This window comes from Sphingobacteriales bacterium (assembly GCA_016711285.1).
Classification (GTDB): Bacteria; Bacteroidota; Bacteroidia; order Chitinophagales; family UBA2359; genus JADJTG01.
In genome coordinates, this window is sequence record JADJTG010000012.1 from 332,617 (window position 1) to 352,071 (window position 19,455).

A 19,455-nucleotide genomic window follows, 5' to 3' on the forward strand; every position below is an offset into this window, starting at 1 on the left:
ATTTCAAGTCCGAAACTTTACATACCTTTATCTCGTTGTGAAAAACACATTTATATATAAATGTGTCGCTATTAAAAAAATAGCAGCGCAACAGGGATAAAGGATTTTATACCATCATAATTACTTTGTTTTTTATCATCATTACATGCAATTTACCATTCAAGAAACGGATAAGTTCAAATTTGTAGAAGCGGGCGAAGGTCAGGTGATTTTACTCTTGCACGGCTTATTCGGTGCATTGAGCAATTTCTCCGACCTTATTCAGCATTTCTCTCAAAACTATCGGGTTGTTATCCCTTTGTTGCCTATTTACGAAATGCCCATCGAACAAACTTCTGTGGCGGCATTGGCGGCGTATGTGCGCGAGTTTGTCGCTGCCCGCCACTACAAAATGCCCATACTCGTAGGCAATTCGCTCGGTGGGCATGTGGCTTTGCTGTATTGCGTGGAGTATCAGCAGGAGGTGCGTGCTTTGGTGCTCACTGGTAGTTCAGGGCTGTTTGAAAGTGCCATGGGCGACACCTTTCCGCGCCGCGGCGATTACGATTATATCAAAAAGAAAACTGAAGATACTTTTTACGACCCGCAAGTGGCTACCAAAGAATTGGTGGACGAAGTGTTTGACATCGTCAATCAGCGCGATAAAGTGATACGGGTATTGGCAATGGCAAAATCCGCCATACGCCAGAATATGACCGAACTCATACCCACCATTACCCTGCCCACTTGCATTATCTGGGGCAATGACGATAAAGTAACGCCGCCCTTTGTCGCCGAAGAATTTAAGTCGCTGCTCCCCAACTCCGAATTGTATTTTATTGAAAAATGCGGACACGCCGCCATGATGGAACGACCGCAGGAATTTAATGTCATCTTGGAACAATTTTTGAACCGGCTTGCATAAAAAACTATTGCATCGCCTTATTTGTTATTGATACGCCACATTCAAAACAAAGAATGATAGCCAAAGAACTCATACATAGCGGCTTGCTGCCCCTCAATACTCGCCATACCGTAGCTCAGGCACTCACGGCAATGGAGGCTATGCACTTGCATCATTTGCCCCTTTTGTCGGCAGAAGACGGCACTTACAAAGGTATCGTTACCGAACACGAACTGCACGATGCAGCGAGCAATGCCGACCTGCCGCTCGCCGACTTAATATTGGAGTTGCCGCCTTTGGCAATTCACGACAAAGAGCATTTTTACGAAGTGTTTCGTTTGATACAAAAACACCGCCTGACGATGTTGCCTGTGTTGGACGAAAAAAACAACTATATCGGTGCTATTACCAAAGAAGAACTTTTAGACTCTTTTGCAGCCATTACTTCTTTGGAAGAGAATGGTGCAATTATCGTATTGGAAATGAACCAAAACGATTACTCTATGAGCGAAATTGCTCAAATTATTGAATCTAATTCGGCTCTGATTTTGAGCAGCTACATTACCACGCTACCCAACTCCATGCGTATGGAAGTTACACTCAAAATCAACCGCTTTGACTGCAATGATATTTTAGCCACCTTCGAACGCTATCAATATCAGGTAAAAGGAGCTTATAGCGAGGCAACTTTAGATACGCAGCTCAAAGACCGCGTAGATTTACTGATGAATTATCTGAATTTATAATTCACACATTTTATCATCTCATCATTTTTTAATTAATTTTCAACACATGAAAGAAATAAGTGTACAAGAGCTGAAAGCAATGCGCGATGCAGGAGAAGATTTTCAGCTTATTGATGTGCGCGAAGAATACGAATACGATTTGGTAAATTTGGGTGGCGACCTTATTCCTTTGGGCGACATCGCTTTTCATACCGACCAAATTGCCCGCGACAAAAAAGTAGTGGTGCATTGTCGCAGTGGGACGCGCAGTGCCAACGCCATTGTTTTTTTAGAAAAAACCGCCAATTTTGATAATCTCTACAACCTCGCAGGCGGTATTTCGGCATATAGTCGCGAAATAGACCCTTCATTGCCGACTTATTAAGCCGATTGCATTAAAAAAAGAAAAAGAGTTGATGCTTATTTTGAGGTATCAACTCTTTTTTTTGTGCTAAAATACCACTTATGAATAAATGATCATTTGCGCTAAACTATTGGTGCACATGAAACTCCACCGTTTCTGTCTCTTCGCCTTCGCCTGTGGTTTCGCCCCATACTTTGGCTTTCAGCACCCAATCGCTGTTAGCACTTATGCCGTTAGCCTCCGACAAAACAAAAATATCGCTCCATGTATAAGCACCGTCTGTCTCCATCACATGTGCATTGGTGGGCTGGTTATATACAATTTTTGTGCTGTCGGCTTTGTTATAAATACTCACATTAATATGATGCACAGGTTTTCCGCTGTGGCTTTCAAATTCAATTTCTATATCAAGCGTATCGCCTATATTCTTAGTATTGGTATCAGGCGACTCAATATGTGCATGGTATTCATATTCTGTGGAGTTATCGTCATCTTTATCGCAAGCCGCCACAAGAATAATTGAAAATAAAAATAATATGGAAGAAAATATTTTGGTATTCATAATTTACTATTGAATAAAAAAAGATAAAATTTTATTAAAAAAGATAAGAAATACTGCCTGCCCAGCGCGGTTTGGCTTCTATATTACCTTCGGCGTATTGCGTAGCCAAAGGAGCAAAAAACGAAATGCCACCCAGCCAGCGGGTAGTTTTAAGGTTGAGTGCCGAAGAAAAGAAAACTCCATAGCCGCCGGTTTCGGGCACTTCGTTGCCGTTGGCGTAGTGGTCATTGGTGCTGCGCTCCGCACTCACTCCCACGTTTGGTATCCATTTAATTTTACTCACCACCATTTCTTTAAACAAAATCCCCTGTGTACTCATCTGTTGCCCAAAACGGTAGCCTGTAGAAGTAGTAGCATTGATTTGATACTGACAACTCCACAACAAACCGTAGCTGCTACTTGTGAGTACGGCATTTGTTTGGGCAATGTAGCCCCAGCACCCCTTGCCGATATTAAAATTTTCGGGTAAATTGTGTTCGTGCAATTTACTGTCAAATTTGCCGCTCGGCAGGCTCACGCCACCACCGATTTCAGCATATAAAGTAGTTTTTTTGCCACAATTCAGGGGGTTTATCAGCGCATAATTGGCAGTAACAGACAAATCCGACCAACCTTGCCGACTCAAATTTTCATTGGCAGTGTTGCGGGTATTCAAACGAAAAGGCATATTTGCCGTCAGTTTGATGCGCTCCGACTTACCCACTGCATAACGCAACGACAGTGTGGCCAGATGAAAGTGGTCGCTGATGGAAGGAGTATGTTCGGGAGCAGTGGTATAGGTGCTGTAAAAATAACCCAAACGCACAAAATTGCTCCGATAATCAGTGAGTAATCCTGTAGCAATATTGCCACTGCTGCACGCACAAGCATCGCAGGCTCTTATCACAAAAGAACACAACAACACTTGTACGAACATCATAAAAAAATATTTTTTTATCATGTTTGTAAAAATTAAGTTGAATAAATGAAATCAAGTATCAACTTAATGTGCAGGGCGGGTGGAAAATCTCTTGCCGATACGCTGAACTTGTTATGGTTTCGTTCGTATTGAACCATTCGTTTGCAGGGCAGGCGGCGGAATAGATGAGAGGTTTCTGATTGGCAGATACGATAATATTATCCGCCATAATAAATACAATAGAAGTCGTATTTTCTGTTAAAAAATCAGGCACTTTTTCTTCTTCGCGGTGGCTTTTTTCAATGGATTTTGCCAAATAACATTTGCCGTTGCACTGCAAAGCAGGTTTGTCCCGATTGATACATAAGTATTTTACAATAAAATCTCTGTTGATAAGGAAATGCGTATAAATAACCAAATCTTTGAAACTCAAAAACATGATTAACATTAAAAAGAATATACTACATACCTTTTTCACCCTACAAAGATAAGCAATTAACGGCGTTTTTTTCTTAAAAAAGCCAATAAAATAGCTATGTGTACTTTATATATAATACCACCTGCCAAAAATTTCGGCTGCTGCTGAAAACTCACTATCTTTGCAGCGTTTTTTTAATAACAGATTATTTGTTATTTTTTTATTTCCTGATTTAATTTTTTATGGCTGTTATTCGTTCTTTTCGTGCATGGAAACCCGCCACTGCTACTTTGGCTGCTGCTTGCGCTTGTCGTCCTTACGATGTTCTCAATGCCGAAGAAGCCCGCCGCGAAGCCGCCGGAAATCCGCACTCCTTTTACCATATCACCAAATCCGAAATTGATTTCTCGCCCGCCGCCGACCCTTACAGTGAAGCCGTTTATACGCAAGCTCGCGACACTTTCCGCAGTTGGGCAGCAGCACAAATCTTCGTGCGCGAAAACAAAGCCGCGTTGTATTTGTACCGCCTGCGTATGGCACAACACGAACAAACCGGACTTCTCGCACTTTCGTCTATTGATGATTATTTTAACGATATTATCAAAAAACACGAATTTACACGCCCCGAAAAAGAATTAGACCGTATTCGGCATATAGATACCACTGGATTACAAGCAGAGCCTTTGTTTTTTGCCTATCGCCGACACGCCACCTTAGATGCTTATTTTGAAAAATGGAAACAACAACACGCTCCTGTTTATGATTTTACGGCTGACGATGGCATACAGCATACTTTGTGGGTGATAGATGATGCCGAACTTATACAACAAATTGAAAGCACTTTTGAGCACGAAATTCCTTACACCTACATTGCTGACGGGCATCATCGTGCAGCATCGGCGGCAAAAGTAGGCAAGCAACGCGCCGCCGACAATCCGCAGCACAACGGAACAGAGCCTTATAATTTTTTTATGACGGTGTTGTTTCCCGACAATCAACTGCATATTATGGATTATAATCGTGTGGTAAAAGATTTGAACGGCAAAAGTGAGGCGGAATTTTTAGAGGCTCTGGCGGTTAATTTTGATATTAAAAAACAGAGCGAAACTGCATTTTATCCCCAAAATCCCTATGAATATTCCCTGTATTTGGGCAAAAAATGGTATTTGTTGGCTTTTAAGCAGCAACAACTTATTCCCACCGATGCAGTGGGCAGTTTGGAAATACAGGTTTTGAGCGATTTTTTGTTGCGCGATATATTGGGTATCAGCGACCAGCGCACCGACCGCCGCATTGATTTTGTGGGCGGCATACGCGGCTTGGAAGAATTGAGCAAGCGCGTAAACAGCGGCGAAATGAAAGCGGCTTTTGCCATTCGTCCGGTCACTATGCAACAACTTTTTGCAGTAGCCGACAGTGGCGAAGTAATGCCGCCAAAATCCACTTGGTTTGAGCCGAAATTGCGCAGTGGGTTGGCGGTGCATAAATTTGATGAAGGCTGGTGATTTTTTTGTTAATTTTGAACTTTACTTAGCATCTGATTTTTTTTACAACAATAGTAAAACTTTTTCTTTTTTATATTTTTTTCAATGATGAATCAATACGATGTAATTATAATAGGCTCGGGACCGGGCGGTTATGTGGCGGCTATTCGCTGCGCTCAATTGGGTTTAAAAACAGCCATCATAGAACGCTACCCCGTACTCGGTGGCACTTGCTTAAATGTAGGCTGCATTCCGTCTAAAGCTCTATTGGATTCTTCGGAGCACTTTTACAATGCCACCCATACTTTTCAAGAGCACGGCATCGACATCAAGCCGCCAAAGGTGAATTTTACACAAATGGTGACGCGCAAACAAAAAGTAGTGAAAGAAAATAGTCAAGGGGTTGAGTTTTTAATGAAAAAAAATAAAATCACCGTTCATTATGGTCACGCCTCTTTTGTAAGCAGCAACAAAATCGTTGTGCGCAACAACGACACGGGCTCAAGTACAGAAATGGAAGCTTCCAAAATCATCATCGCTACCGGTAGCAAACCGGCATCTCTTCCATTCATCACCATCGACAAAAAACGCATCATCACGTCCACCGAAGCCCTATCTCTGAGCGAAGTACCCAAAAGCCTATTGGTATTAGGCGGTGGCGTAATCGGTGTAGAATTGGGTTCGGTATATGCGCGTTTGGGTACAAAAGTTACCGTTGTTGAATATTTTGACAGCATTATTCCTTCAATGGATAAAGCACTAGGGCGCGAGCTGCAAAAAGTATTGCAAAAACATTTGGATATGCAGTTTTTGTTGGGTACAAAAGTTACTGCCGTAAATAATGAGGGCAAAAGTGTATCGCTCACAGCTACCAACGCCGCCGGAGAAACCTTGCAACTTAATGCTGATTATTGTTTGGTATCGGTGGGTCGCAAACCTTATACAGAAGGGCTGGCATTGGAAAATGCAGGAATTACGCTGAACGAAAAAGGTCAAATTCCTGTAAACGAACATTTGGAAACCGCCGTAGCCGGTATTTATGCCATCGGCGATGTAGTGCGCGGTGCAATGTTGGCACACAAAGCCGAAGAAGAGGGGATTTTTGTAGCAGAAACTATTGCCGGACAAAAACCTCACATCAATTATTTGTTAATTCCGGGTGTGGTATATACCTGGCCAGAAGTGGCAGCAGTTGGTTATACCGAAGCGCAACTAAAAGAACAAGGAATAGCTTATAAAACAGGGTCTTTTCCTTTTAAAGCCAGTGGTCGCGCCCGCGCCAGTATGGATACCGACGGCTTTGTAAAAGTGTTGGCAGATGCTGCCACTGACGAAATTTTAGGTGTTCACATCATCGGAGCGCGTGCCGCCGACCTGATTGCAGAGGCGGTAGTAGCGATGGAGTTCAGAGCAAGTGCCGAAGACATAGCCCGCATCAGCCACGCTCACCCCACCTACACCGAAACATTCAAAGAAGCCTGCCTCGCTGCCACTGCCAATCGCGCCCTGCATATTTAAGCGATACTTGATGCAGCAGAGTTGCTGCCGATGGTGTTTTTTTCCAAAAATGGCAAAGCAGCCGGAAAACAACGTTGCTGATATTGATGATAAACTTCCAAAAGCCACTCTTGTGGCTTTTCTACATTATAAAAGCACACTTTTTTGTCGGTGGCAGTGGGTAGAATGATACTCTTAAACAAAAAATCTCCGGCAAACAATAAGTTTTTTTGTATGCCGTAAATGCCCTCAATCACCGATATCCACATCGGTTCGGCATCTGTGAGGTCGGCAATAATAACAGAATGTGGCGTTTCGTAAGGCGGATTTTCGCTGTATTCGGCTTTCCAGTTCAATGTTGTTTCAAATAAGGCAGTAAAAGCAGTTTTGTGTTCTTTTAAATGTTTGGAAATCAACAGGCAAGAAGGCGGATTTTCGGCGATATATAAAAATTGCTCTATTTGATGTAAAATATTTTTACGCGCAACTTCGGCTTCAGTTTCAGAAATCATAGCGGCTTTTTGGGCGGCTTGGAGTTGTTGCCATGTTTTTTGCCAATAAAGTGATTTTTCGTGCAAAGCACTGATTTTTTGGCGGCACAAAGCTTCTGTTTGGTGCAGTACAAAATCCATTTTTCGTTGCTGCAAAGCCACCCGCACCTCTTGTATATAAGTACGCATATCAAAGTTGGCGGCAGTGGGCGATAAAATAGTTGGCGAAACTGCGGTATTGCTATTTGAAGCGGCAGCAACTTGCTCTTGCAGCATCTTTTTAATTTGTTCTATTTCGGGAAGATGCTCCCAGTTTTTATCCTCCAACAACTCCAAAAGCTCCTGATACGTCATACCCGGGCTACCGTTTTTTTCCCAAGTTTTCAGCACCTGTTTGATATGTTGCATTTTTAAATCGCCCATTTCTTTCCAAAACCATTCGTTTAACTTAGATTCTTGTTTTAAGCGCAATTTTTCCTGAGCATGTTGGGCTTTTATCTCCTCCATCTGGCGATCTTGCTCCATTTTATTTTTTGCTTTCATCAAATCTAATTCACTGCGATAGCCCGTATCTAAGCGGTCTTTTCGATATTTTTCCAATTCTTCAAATTCGTGCCGTTCCCGTTGCTGGAGCAAATGCAATTTATAATCATAATTACCTCTGTTCAAAAATAATTTTACCAGCACGGGCGCAGTTTCTATCAAAATGAAGAGCAATGTAATCAAATTGATTTTCCACCAGTTTGCCGAAAAACGTTCGCCTTCCAAAAGTTCTAAGGCTTCCAAACGTGCCAATAAGCCATCGTATTGCTGCGATTGCTGTAATAGTTGCTGATAAATTTGCGTTTTTTGTTGCTCTAATTCCACGAGCCGCCCTTCGATATATTGTAGGCGGGGCGTATATTGGCGGCGCAGGTTCTCCAATTCCTTATCGGTCTTTTGAAGTTGGCGTTTGTTTTCATAAAAAGCAGTATGGAGTTCTTCTTTGGGCTTGTTAGAAATGCTCAATAATTGTTGCTGCAATACATTGCGTTGTGCTTCTTTATTGCTGATAAGTGTGGCAATATATGTTTGTTCGCGTTTTAGCGTATCGCTTTCATAAAAAACCTGCTTAGAAGTGCTTTGCTCTATTTCTAAAGCCTTTCTGTTTTGTACTTTTTTAAGTTCTACTGCTACTTCTCCTTGAAAAATACGCAATTCCAAAGGTTTGGAAATAATCAATCCGATAAGCATTGCCAGAAAAAAACGCGGCATTGATTTAACGGCGTTTTCTATGAAATCGCTATGGCGATACAAAAAACGCTGAACAATATTTGCTTTTTCGTCAAGGGGGTCTTTGTCAAATTTTTTGCGCAAAGAGGCGACTATAAAGCGGTCAAAATTAAAAATCACCAAAGCCCACAATATACCAAAGCCTATTGCAAGATACGGGTTTTTAAAGATGGTATAAAGTGCGTAAGACCCCGACAAAAACGCCAGCAGAGCAGTAGCTACAATAGTTGCTCCGATACCGAAATAAATATGCTGTTCGCTGGGAGTTTCTTCCAACAATTCGGTGCGTGCACCGGCACTCCACCAAAAAAAGCGGGTAATGGCATTGCTATGAGCAGAATTGATAGTCGGGGGCGTTTCAAGTGTTGGCATATAAGAATGAAAGGGCTTGCAAAAATAAAAAAGCCTCCGGAAAATTACCGGAGGCTTTTTTTATCGTTGATAGGAAAATAATTTTATTTTCTTCCTGCGTCTGCCGGTCCGGCAGGCATTGCCATATCTGACTGACCTTCCATGCAGCATTTGAAATCTACACGGCGGTTCAAAGCATGCTGTGCATCAATACCTTTGCGAGCAGCACCATCAGTTAAGCCACCTACTACAGGATCACCTTCACCGCGATATTGCAGAGCCAAACGGCTACGAGAAATTCCATATTCAGTAACCAATTTGTTAATTACTTCATTGGCACGTTTCCAAGACAATATATCATTGTAACCATCGCCGGAACGATTATCTGTATGACCTACCACACACAATCTAACTCCAGGATTTGCATTCATATAAGCAGCTACGGAAGCCAATTGCGGACCGAAAGCAGGTTTTACGCCGTAGTGGTTCAAATCGAACAAAATGCTTGGTAAACCCATTGCATCGCAAGGAGCAGTAGCAGGGCGTGTTTCCACAACTCTTTCAATAATTACTGTATCTACACAGCATTTTTCAAAAGCAGCACCGCAGTCGTTGATTTTATCAATCAAGTGACGTGGTGTGTGGGGTTGGCAATCATCGCAATCCAAAATTTTGTCGCCATCGCTGTCCAGCATACGACCACGAGTATCAACAGGGCAATCTTTGCGGCTGTTAGGCTCTTCGTCAAACATATCAGGCACACCGTCACCGTCAGCATCTGCCAATTTGAAATCATCGCAGCAATCGTCTTTAGATGCTGTATGGTCAATAGGATTCATCCACCACAAAGGCTCTACTGAGTTCTTTTTACCTAAGTTGATGTTGAGGCTGGCACTTGTAAATACCGGACGATCCCAATCTTTGGTTTGTGCGCCCCACTCTTGCCATTGCTGACCATCTAACAAATCTTCATCAGCATAATATACTTTGGTTTCAAGACCTAAATTTACGCGGTTGCTCAATTTAGCTTGGAAGCCAATACCGACATGTGCAGCCGGACGGAATGTCCAAGGATCAGAATCATCTTTTTCACCGCCGAAAATCCAATAGTCGTCACGAGCGATTTGGGCTTGTGATTCAAAATCACCATCGCTTAAATCTCTTAAAATCTTTTTAATATCTTTTCTGTTTGCATCTATGCTATAATCAGCAGCAATAGCACTTGAAAAATCATATTCGTTACCATTGGCATCTAACATATCCATTTTGGTATTGAAGATGTAAGCACCTACGCCAAAAATACCGTGTATGCTCCAATTATTTCTGCGTTTGTGGAATTTGATATTGTTCAAGTTCACCAAACCTTCAATAGATGCGTGGCGGATTTTGGTTTTGTAGTTATAAAATACAACTTCGCTGTTCAGGTCACGATAATCAGGAACAACTCTTCCTTCATTGAACTGTTGGTAATATGCTTCCCCTCCTAATGCGCCGTTGTGCAAAAATTCAGCACCGTCGTCACCGTCACGATTCCAACCTTGTGCACCGCGCCAGTTGAAGCCTTGCGTGTTACCTGCAAAAGCACTCAAGCGCAAAGAGAACACATAACCCAATGATTTGCGCAAGTGTGCACCAATTCCGAAACCCGGAGCAATATTTCCGAATTTGCCGTCTAAACGCTGAGAGTTGATATCACCGCTTACATGGAGTGTTCCGAAATCTAAACCCAACTCCCATTTATTGCGTGGAGGAGCAGGGAAAGCATATTTGCCATCAAGATACTTGTCTTGTTGTTCTTGGTGTTTTGCTTTTACAAAATCTTTGTACTCTTTTTCATCTGACTCCGGATAAGGATAGTCATCGTCCCCATCGGTGGTAGATTTTGATGCTTTGGCATCAGTTTTTGTGTCTTTCTTAGGAGTTTTGGTATCTTTCGCCTCTGTTTTAGCTTTTTCTACTTTCTCCTTTTTTTCTTTTTTATCCTTTGCGGGCTTTTTGTTGTCTTGCGCCAGCACAGTAGCATTTACTAAAATTAGTAATGCTAAGGATAATAAGCCGAGTTTTCCTTTGAGCATAGGAGCGTTATTTTAAATAATTATATAATATATTTTGTTATTAATTTCCTTTTACAGTAAATCAGAGTGTAAATATAGGACAGCTTTTAATTTATTTCAAAAAAAGGTTTGATTTTTTTGTATTTTTTTATAATTATATAGCCAAAATGCTTAAATCTGCCATAAATACCTGCATTTATTTTATAATGAAAAACTTTCACCGCAACTACAAGTGCGTGCTGCATTAGGATTGATAAAATGAAAGCCTTTGCCGTTTAAGCCTTCTGAAAAATCTAAAGTAGAACCATATAAATAGAGTAAACTGCGCGGATTGGTCACAATTTTTTCGCCTTTATCTTCAAAAATTTGGTCATCGGGCTGCATAGATTGGTCAAAATCCATCTGATAGCTCAAACCGGAGCAGCCGCCGCTTGTTACTGCAACGCGAATAAATGCTACGGGCGAAAGTCCGTCTTCCGTGCGGAGTTTTTCTATGCGTTCCTTTGCCTGAGGTGATAAATATATCATAGTAATAATTGTGTTTAGTGTGAAAATTTTTAACAAAACAGACTAAACCTTTACTTTCAAAACGTAAAGTGTTTTGAAAAAGTTTCTTTCTTTTGCATAAATTTTATAAAATATTGCTCTATGCTGGAGGCATTTTTTCATGCAAATTATACAGAGGCGGGCTGCGACGAAGCGGGGCGGGGTTGTTTGGCAGGTCCTGTGACGGCGGCGGCGGTGATTTTGAAAAAGGATTTTTACCACCCGCTTCTCAACGACTCCAAGCAGCTCAATGAGTCGCAACGACTGCTGCTGCGCGATTATATTATGGAGCAGGCTCAGGCGTGGGCGATAGCGACTGCTTCGCCGGCAGAAATCGACCATTATAACATTTTGCGGGCTTCTATGCTGGCAATGCACCGTGCTTTAGACCAATTGTTGCTGCGCCCTGAGTTGATTTTGGTGGACGGCAACTTTTTTGTGCCTTACCATTTTGTGCCGCATCGCTGTTTTATAAAAGGTGATGGGCGTTTTGCGGCGATAGCGGCTGCTTCGGTATTGGCAAAAACCGCCCGCGATGCCGAAATGGAAAAACTGCACGAATCCTATCCGCAATATAATTGGCTGAACAATAAGGGCTACCCCACCGAAGCGCACCGCAAAGCAGTGGCTCAGTTCGGAAAGTCGCCCCACCATCGCCAATCTTTTAAAGTAAAGTCGTAAAAAAACAGCAACGAAATATTTATCATTCAAAGAATAACAATTTCTGTAACTTTGAACGTCTATCATTTAATGCCTATCATTTTTTATATCACATTTTTATTTTTTATCCCGAAAGCTTACCATGTCCGCCCTTTACTGCTTCTTTTCTAAAAAAGTTTTTTATTATTATTCGCTTATTTCGTTTGTGCTGTTATTGATGAATGGTGCGCACTTGGCACAGGCACAGGTGAGCAAAGGTGGTATGCCGTATAGTTTTTTGCATCAGCCGGAAATGAAGCCTCCGGCGGCTGCACAAATGCCCGCCTTTGATGTGGTTGCAATGCTCGCCGAAGATGCCCTCACCGATGGCGACAAACAGCAGCCCTATCGTTTTGGGAAAGATTTTGAAGTAGATTTTTCGTTGAATAATAGCGGCTCTTGGCTAACTCTGCCCAACGGCGACCGCATTTGGCGATTGGCGATTACCTCATCACAGGCAAGATTCATCACATTACAATACAGCCATTATTATTTGCCCAAAGGCGCAACTTTATATTTATATAATGCCGATTACAGCAGTATTTTGGGAGCTTTTACACACGAAAATAATAAATCTTATCTAAAATTTGCCACCGGCATCATAAAAGGCGAACAAACTATTTTGGAATATTACGAACCCGCAGCTGTGCAAGGTCAGGGCATTATCCATATTGACCATGTTATTCACGCTTACAGAGGTTTTGACAGTTTGGAAAAAGATTATAACGACTCCGGCTCTTGCAACAATAATGTGAATTGTCCCGAAGGGGATATTTGGAAAAAACAAATATCTTCGGTAGCGATGATTTTGCAGGGAAATTACCGTTTTTGTTCAGGAGCTATGATCAATAATGTGCGCAACGATTGCACGCCTTTGTTTCTTACTGCTAATCATTGCTATCAGGGAACAGGCAGCACACAAACGTGGATTTTTATGTTTAACTATCAAAGCAGTGGCTGCAATAATCAGGATGGTGCTACCAATCAGACTGTATCGGGAGCTACCGTACTGGCGAATAATGCCGCTACGGATTTTGTATTGTTGCAGTTAGATGAGGAAATTCCGGTGGAATATGATATTTATTTTTCGGGTTGGTCGGCGCAAAATGTGGCAGGTACGGCAATGACGTGTATTCACCATCCGGCAGGGGATATTAAAAAAATCACTTTTGATGATGACGGTGCAGTAGCTACCAGCGGCAGCAGTGGTGTATCTCAGGCTTTTTGGCGTATCAATCAATGGGAAGATGGCACTACCGAAGGTGGTTCTTCCGGCTCACCGCTTTACGACCAAAATCAAAGAGTTGTAGGACAATTATTCGGCGGTGAGGCATCTTGCAACTTTTTGTCGTATGATGAATTTGGTAGCTTGGCAAAATCATGGAGCTACGGCAATACGCCCAATAAACGCCTAAAAGAATGGCTTGACCCCGACAATAGCGGCACATTAGTCATTGACGGAAAAAGTTGCGCTTTGCCCGAAATTGCAATTAATGCTTCTTTATTACCTGAATTGATAGCCCCTACCGCAGTTTTTTGCAAGCCCACTCCTACCCTACAAGTAAAAGTACGCAATGAAGGTGCGCAAAACATTGAATCTATGGTATTAAAATGGTCTATCAACGGCGGTGATGAGCTTACTACCGAATGGACAGGGAATTTGGCTTACTCGCAGGAAACAGAAATTGTGCTGGCGGAAAATGTACCCATTGCCGTAGGCACTCAAAATTTAACGGTGACAGTGTTGCAAGTAAATAGCCAAACTGATGGAAATGTAGAAGATAATGTACAAACATTTACCCTCACCCGCACCGATGAGCAATGGTTGAGTATTGAATTTCAAAGCGACCAAACAGCAGCACAAAACAACTATACCATTCGCAACGAAGCGGGACAAGTAGTGGCTTCGGGCAACAATTTCAGCAACAACCAATTCTATAACTTACAACATTGTTTGCCGAAAGGCTGCTATACTTTTACGCTCACTGATAGTGGCAATAATGGAATCTGTTGCGAAAACGGCAATGGCAACTATGCACTGTTTAATGGAGAAGGTGATGTTTTAGGATTTGGAGGTGATTTTACCAACAGCATTTCTGTTGATTTTTGTTTGGGCGATGTTTTAACGGCGCAACTGTCTTCCAATCAGCAAGGCGGCTGCGCACCGACTGCCATTCAGTTTTACGACCAAAGCAGCGGCAATCCCGATACTTGGCAATGGACTTTTGAAGGCGGCAGTCCGGCACAAAGCAACGAAGCCAATCCACAAGTTATTTACAATCAAAGTGGTACTTTTGATGTGAGCCTGACAGTCCGCAAAGGTGCTTTTGAAAAAACAATCACAATGCCGGATTACATTCAAATTGATGAAGTAAGTAATGTACAAATATCCATACAAAATACAACATTGGGGGCGGCTACCGGCTCAATTCAAGTGAGTGCCGACAATTTAGCCAATGCTTCTTTATTTGATGCACAAAATCAGGCAATGGGTAGTTTAACCGGACTTGCAGCAGGCGATTATATCCTCCAACTTACCGATGCACAAGCCTGTCAGAGTACCCAAAACATCACCATAAAAGTTGAAGTCAGCAACGATTTAGGAGCCGACATCATACCTAATTTAGTACAATCGCAGCTCATCGCTTACCACGATTTAGATGCAGCCGTACAATTAGATATATACGCTGCCAACGGACAATGGTTGTATAAGCAAACACTGCCGCGTGGTTATAGCTATATTGAGGCAAAACAGATTTTTCCGGTTGGTATGTATGTGGCGGTTTTAAGAAGCGGCGACAAACAAATTACAAAAAAAATAGTGATACAATAATCATCTCATAATTATTATCGCACCACTCATCAATTATATTTTTTGACACTATTTTTTTATTTTCTGCCGAAATCAGCCGGATTTTCGCCCCATATTTCAGTTTCCCACTTCAAAACGCGGGTGCTGTAAGTATTGTTATGCAGCCAATCTACGGCACGGTCGAGTAATAAAAACAAACGCTCGTTTTCGGGTATGCGCGGCATTTTTGTTGCGTATTTTTTGTTTTTCACCCATAATATAGCATTTCGGCTGTCGGAATACAGCACTTTATCGCTGTTGATTTGTTTTAAATACGCTAATCCGTGTACAATCGCCAAAAATTCGCCGATATTATTAGTACCCGTATCAAAATCACTTTTAATAAAAATTTGTTCGTTTTTTTCTAAGTCCACACCACGATACTCCATTGCACCATTTGCCCCGCTGCAAGCAGCATCTACACAAATACTATGGCGTGTAAAGGTGGCTGCCGCAGATGAAGATGGTATTTTGGCGGGTTTATTTTCATTTTTTTTGACAAATTTCCAATAATCTTGTCGGAGTGCAAGTTCGGCGAGTGTTTTGTTTTCAAAAGAGCAATATTGTGCTCCTTCATATCCTTGTACTTGTTGTTTGCATTGCTCCCAAGCATCAAATACGCCTATTGTACGCCCTTTCCAAACGGTATAGAATTTTTTTTGTTTTGCCATATTTTTATAAATACAGTAAAAAAGCATTTTTTAGCTTTTAGAAAAAAAATATCAATAATCGTTCAAAGGCAAACCACGCCGTTGATGCTCTACCCAATTTAAATATTCATCACCTTTCCGGTGTTCTTCCATCGTAATACAATCTTCCACCGGACACACCAATTTGCATAAATTACAACCTACACATTCCTCTTGTTTGATGGTATAAGTGTTGTAGGGATTCCCTTTATCCAAATGAATGGCTTGATGCGATGTGTCTTCGCAGGTGATATAACACAATCCGCAGTGGATACATTTATCCTGATTGATGTGGGCTGTGATATGAAAATTCAAGTCTAATTGCTCCCAGTCGGTGAGCTTGGGCAAAGAAAGTCCCACAAATTCATCGGTACTTTTAAAGCCTTTTTCGTCCATCCAGTTGCTCAAGCCACTGCACAAATCATCAATAATACGGAAGCCATAGCGCATAGCGGCGGTACAAATTTGTACGTTGGCAGCCCCCAAGAGCATAAATTCTGCTGCATCGCGCCAAGTGCTGATGCCTCCGATACCCGACACCGGAATAGGTCGTGTAGCGGGATTTTTGCCCAAAGTAGAAAGCATTTTGAGCGCGATAGGTTTCACTGCCGGACCACAGTAGCCGCCATACACCGATTGCCCGCCCACATTAGGATTGGGCACAAAAGTATCCAAATCAATGCCGGTAACAGATTGTATGGTATTGATAAGCGACAAGCCATTTGTTCCTGCTGCTACCACAGCTTTTGCCGTAGGCACTACGGAGTGTACATTGGGCGTGAGCTTGGTGATAACCGGAATTGTGGCGACTTCCATCACCCATTCCACCACCATTTTAGCAATTTCGGGGTCTTGCCCTACCACAGCACCCATACCGCGCTCAATCATTCCGTGCGGGCAGCCGAAGTTGAGTTCAATGCCGTGTGCGCCTGTATCTTCCACCTGCTTAATGAGTTCGTGCCACGATTGGCGGTTGTTGTCTGCCATCAGGGATACCACCATAGCACGGTCGGGAAATTCGCGCACCGTTTCGGCAATTTCGCGCAAATTAATATGCAAAGGGCGGTCGGAAATGAGTTCAATATTATTGAATCCCATTACGCGATGTCCGTGATAATCAACAGAGGAATAGCGCGAAGACACATTTTTTACTTGCGAGCCAAGTGTTTTCCATACCACACCGCCCCAGCCTGCTTCAAAAGCACGCATTACATTATATTTTTTGTCGGTAGGCGGAGCCGATGCCAACCAAAAAGGATTGGGCGATTGAATACCGAGATAATTATTTGCGAGGTTTGCCATAAAATATTTTTCGTGCGATTTTTTTTAAAAAAATAAATACTGCGGCTTTTTATGCCAATGCTAAATATTCTAAAATGCCCTGTGCCGCTACTTTTCCGGCTTGTACGGCATCTACTACTTCTTTGCCGCCATTTACACAATCGCCGCCGGCAAATACACCTGCTATATTGGTAGCTCCTTGTGCGCTGGTTTGTATTTTTCCGCTTTTTTCGTTCACTGCCGCCATTTGTACCAAATGCTGATATGGCATTTGTCCGGTAGCTTTGATGAGCATATCAATATCCAGCACAAAAGTTTCGCCACTGTCCACAGGGGAGCGTCTGCCCGAAGCGTCCACTTCTCCGAGTTTCATTTTGCTGCACACCAATTGTTTTACTTCGCCGTTTTCGCCGATGATTTCTTTGGGTGCTGCCAACCACACGATATTGCAGCCGTCTAATTTGGCTATATCCAACTCCACATCGGTGCAGGGTTTTTCGTTTTCGGTGCGGCGATATAAAATTGTTACCTCCTGTGCACCTAAGCGTTTGCTTTGAGTAGCGGCATCAATGGCGGTCATTCCCATACCGATTACTGCCACTTTATTACCCACCGGCACTTGCTGATGCGGTTGTGTGCGCAGGTCGTAAATGAAAGCAATAGCATCCACCACTCCTTCTAAATTTTCACCTTCAATGCCCAAATTGCGGGTAAGCCCTACACCTATTCCCAAAAATACCGCATCGTAGTTGCGGCGCAAATCTTCCAGCGAAAAATCTTTTCCCAATTCTTGCTGATAGCGTACATCAATGCCGCCAATGGAGGTAATCCAATTTACTTCGGCTTCGCAAAATTCGGGACTTACTTTGTAAGCTGCCACGCCGTAGGTCATCAAACCACCGCCTTTGGCTTCTTTTTCAAACACGGTCACTTCCACACCTTGCAGGGCGAGAGCGTGGGCGCACGACAATCCGGCGGGTCCGGCTCCTACTATTGCTACACGCTTGTTGTTAGGGGCTTTGCGCTCGTAGAGTTTCCATTGTTGCTCGATGGCTGTTTCGGTGGCGTGGCGTTGTAAACGGGCTATTTGTATTGGTTCTTCGTGAAGAAGATTATAAACACAAGAGCCTTCGCACAATTTTTCTACGGGACACACACGCGAACAGCCCGCGCCCATAATATTGGAATCAAAAATGGTTTTGGCAGCACCTTTTATATTGCCCGTAGCAATTTGTTTGATAAACTGCGGCACGTTGATACTTGTGGGGCAGCTTTTGGTGCAGGGCGCATCGTAACAAAAAAGGCAACGATTAGCTTCGGCTGATACGGCTTCCTGATTGTCAAAAGGCGGGTGTATGTCGGCAAAATTGCGCTCGTACTCTTGCAGAGCAAGGCGGTTGTTTTGTATCATTGCAAGAAAAAAATATCTTTTAAATAATTGAGATAGAAAACCCACAAGATTTTAAAATTTTATGGGTTTTTCAAAAAAAAATAAAGCTGCTTACAAACGCACTAAATCGTCATAACTTTCGGGGCGGCGGTCGCGGAAGAATTGCCAAGTGGCACGCACTTCATCTATCATATCCAAATCAAAATCGGCAATAAGGAGTTCGTCTTTGTCTTCGGAGGCTTGCGCAAAAATTTGTCCGCGCGGATCTACAAAGTACGAAGTACCGTAAAATTTGCCCAAATTCCAAGGTTTTTCAGTTCCTACACGATTGATGCAGCCCATAAAATAGCCATTGGCAGCGGCGTGGGCGGGTTGCTCCAATTTCCACAAATATTGCGACAAACCTGCCACAGTAGCAGAAGGATTATATACAATTTCAGCACCATTTAAGCCCAAAGCACGTGCACCTTCGGGAAAATGACGGTCGTAGCAGATATAAACACCCACTTTGGCATATTGTGTTTGAAACACCGGAAACCCTAAATTACCGGGGCGGAAGAAGAATTTTTCCCAGAATCCTGTTGTATGTGGGATATGTTGTTTGCGGTATTTTCCCAAATAAGTGCCATCGGCATCAATAACAGCGGCGGTGTTGTACAAAAATCCGGCTTGCTCTTTTTCGTAAACAGGCACTATAATGACCATTCCGTATTTTTTGGCATATTGCGCCATCAGTTCGGTAGTAGGACCCGGCACGGCTTCGGCAGAGGCATACCACGCTTTATCCTGCCCCGGGCAGAAATAAGGTGTATTGAAAATTTCCTGCAAACACAGTATTTGCACTCCTTTTTTTCCGGCTTCTTCAATGTATGGAATATGCTTTTGCAGCATAGCATCTACTATTTCCGGTATAGTGCCTTCGCCTTCGCTGATAGGAAGGCTCATTTGGATTAATCCTGATTTTATAATACGAGGCATAATTTTTAAATGAAATTGTTGT

Annotated in this window: 17 protein-coding genes; 7 read left to right on the plus strand and 10 right to left on the minus strand. The window is 42.6% G+C overall.

Translation table 11 applies throughout. The annotated features are described in order from the left end of the window. Window positions 1-145: 145 nt before the first annotated feature. Genes IPL35_08585 through IPL35_08595 form a run of 3 tightly spaced genes read left to right on the plus strand, consistent with a single transcriptional unit; the run spans window position 146 to window position 1,993 of the window. A complete protein-coding gene (locus IPL35_08585) occupies window positions 146-904 on the plus strand; it encodes an alpha/beta hydrolase (GenBank protein ID MBK8443453.1) in 759 nt (252 codons plus the stop codon). A 53-nt stretch (window positions 905-957) separates the two neighbouring features. After that, window positions 958-1,629, plus strand: coding sequence for a CBS domain-containing protein (locus IPL35_08590; protein ID MBK8443454.1), 672 nt, complete (start codon window positions 958-960; stop codon window positions 1,627-1,629). Window positions 1,630-1,675: 46 nt separating this feature from the next. Beyond that, window positions 1,676-1,993, plus strand: coding sequence for a rhodanese-like domain-containing protein (locus IPL35_08595; protein MBK8443455.1), 318 nt, complete (start codon window positions 1,676-1,678; stop codon window positions 1,991-1,993). Window positions 1,994-2,099: 106 nt separating this feature from the next. On the opposite strand, the gene IPL35_08600 is transcribed toward IPL35_08595, so the two are convergent. The 3 genes from IPL35_08600 to IPL35_08610 are packed head-to-tail and all read right to left on the minus strand — an operon-like array spanning window position 2,100 to window position 3,865. Then, window positions 2,100-2,534 (minus strand): hypothetical protein, encoded by a 435-nt coding sequence (locus IPL35_08600; GenBank protein MBK8443456.1) that lies wholly within the window; start codon window positions 2,532-2,534, stop codon window positions 2,100-2,102. A gap of 34 nt (window positions 2,535-2,568) precedes the next feature. After that, window positions 2,569-3,453, minus strand: coding sequence for a hypothetical protein (locus tag IPL35_08605; protein ID MBK8443457.1), 885 nt, complete (start codon window positions 3,451-3,453; stop codon window positions 2,569-2,571). 58 nt (window positions 3,454-3,511) lie between these two features. Then, window positions 3,512-3,865 (minus strand): hypothetical protein, encoded by a 354-nt coding sequence (locus tag IPL35_08610; GenBank protein ID MBK8443458.1) that lies wholly within the window; start codon window positions 3,863-3,865, stop codon window positions 3,512-3,514. 227 nt (window positions 3,866-4,092) lie between these two features. Between IPL35_08610 and IPL35_08615 the strand changes: the two genes are divergently transcribed. Further along, window positions 4,093-5,355 carry a DUF1015 domain-containing protein gene (locus IPL35_08615; protein ID MBK8443459.1) on the plus strand — a complete coding sequence of 421 codons (1,263 nt, stop codon included), beginning with the start codon at window positions 4,093-4,095 and terminating at the stop codon, window positions 5,353-5,355. Window positions 5,356-5,442: 87 nt separating this feature from the next. After that, a complete protein-coding gene (lpdA, locus tag IPL35_08620) occupies window positions 5,443-6,852 on the plus strand; it encodes a dihydrolipoyl dehydrogenase (GenBank protein ID MBK8443460.1) in 1,410 nt (469 codons plus the stop codon). Here lpdA and IPL35_08625 read toward each other — a convergent pair. The 3 genes from IPL35_08625 to IPL35_08635 all read right to left on the minus strand — a co-directional run bounded on the left by IPL35_08625 (window position 6,849) and on the right by IPL35_08635 (window position 11,527). Beyond that, window positions 6,849-8,966 carry a DUF4407 domain-containing protein gene (locus IPL35_08625; GenBank protein MBK8443461.1) on the minus strand — a complete coding sequence of 706 codons (2,118 nt, stop codon included), beginning with the start codon at window positions 8,964-8,966 and terminating at the stop codon, window positions 6,849-6,851. The genes lpdA and IPL35_08625 overlap by 4 nt on opposite strands. Before the next feature lie 83 nt (window positions 8,967-9,049). Further along, window positions 9,050-11,020: an OmpA family protein gene (locus IPL35_08630; protein ID MBK8443462.1), complete on the minus strand. Its 1,971-nt coding sequence runs from the start codon at window positions 11,018-11,020 to the stop codon at window positions 9,050-9,052. A gap of 180 nt (window positions 11,021-11,200) precedes the next feature. Beyond that, a complete protein-coding gene (locus tag IPL35_08635) occupies window positions 11,201-11,527 on the minus strand; it encodes an iron-sulfur cluster assembly accessory protein (GenBank protein MBK8443463.1) in 327 nt (108 codons plus the stop codon). Window positions 11,528-11,647: 120 nt separating this feature from the next. Between IPL35_08635 and IPL35_08640 the strand changes: the two genes are divergently transcribed. Both IPL35_08640 and IPL35_08645 read left to right on the plus strand, forming a co-directional pair. Beyond that, window positions 11,648-12,226, plus strand: a complete 579-nt coding sequence (locus IPL35_08640; protein ID MBK8443464.1) for a ribonuclease HII — start codon at window positions 11,648-11,650, stop codon at window positions 12,224-12,226. Between the two features lie 121 nt (window positions 12,227-12,347). Then, on the plus strand, window positions 12,348-15,077 hold the full coding sequence (locus IPL35_08645; protein MBK8443465.1) for a T9SS type A sorting domain-containing protein: 2,730 nt from the start codon (window positions 12,348-12,350) through the stop codon (window positions 15,075-15,077). Between the two features lie 56 nt (window positions 15,078-15,133). Here IPL35_08645 and IPL35_08650 read toward each other — a convergent pair whose 3' ends face one another. The 4 genes from IPL35_08650 to IPL35_08665 form a co-directional block, all read right to left on the minus strand. Beyond that, entirely contained in the window at window positions 15,134-15,766 is a 633-nt protein-coding gene (locus tag IPL35_08650) for a ribonuclease H family protein (protein MBK8443466.1), read from the minus strand. A 51-nt stretch (window positions 15,767-15,817) separates the two neighbouring features. Beyond that, window positions 15,818-17,086, minus strand: coding sequence for an NAD-dependent dihydropyrimidine dehydrogenase subunit PreA (preA, locus tag IPL35_08655; GenBank protein MBK8443467.1), 1,269 nt, complete (start codon window positions 17,084-17,086; stop codon window positions 15,818-15,820). A gap of 49 nt (window positions 17,087-17,135) precedes the next feature. Continuing rightward, a complete protein-coding gene (locus IPL35_08660) occupies window positions 17,136-18,476 on the minus strand; it encodes an NAD(P)-dependent oxidoreductase (protein ID MBK8443468.1) in 1,341 nt (446 codons plus the stop codon). Between the two features lie 90 nt (window positions 18,477-18,566). Then, on the minus strand, window positions 18,567-19,433 hold the full coding sequence (locus tag IPL35_08665; GenBank protein ID MBK8443469.1) for an acyltransferase: 867 nt from the start codon (window positions 19,431-19,433) through the stop codon (window positions 18,567-18,569). Window positions 19,434-19,455 lie beyond the last annotated feature (22 nt).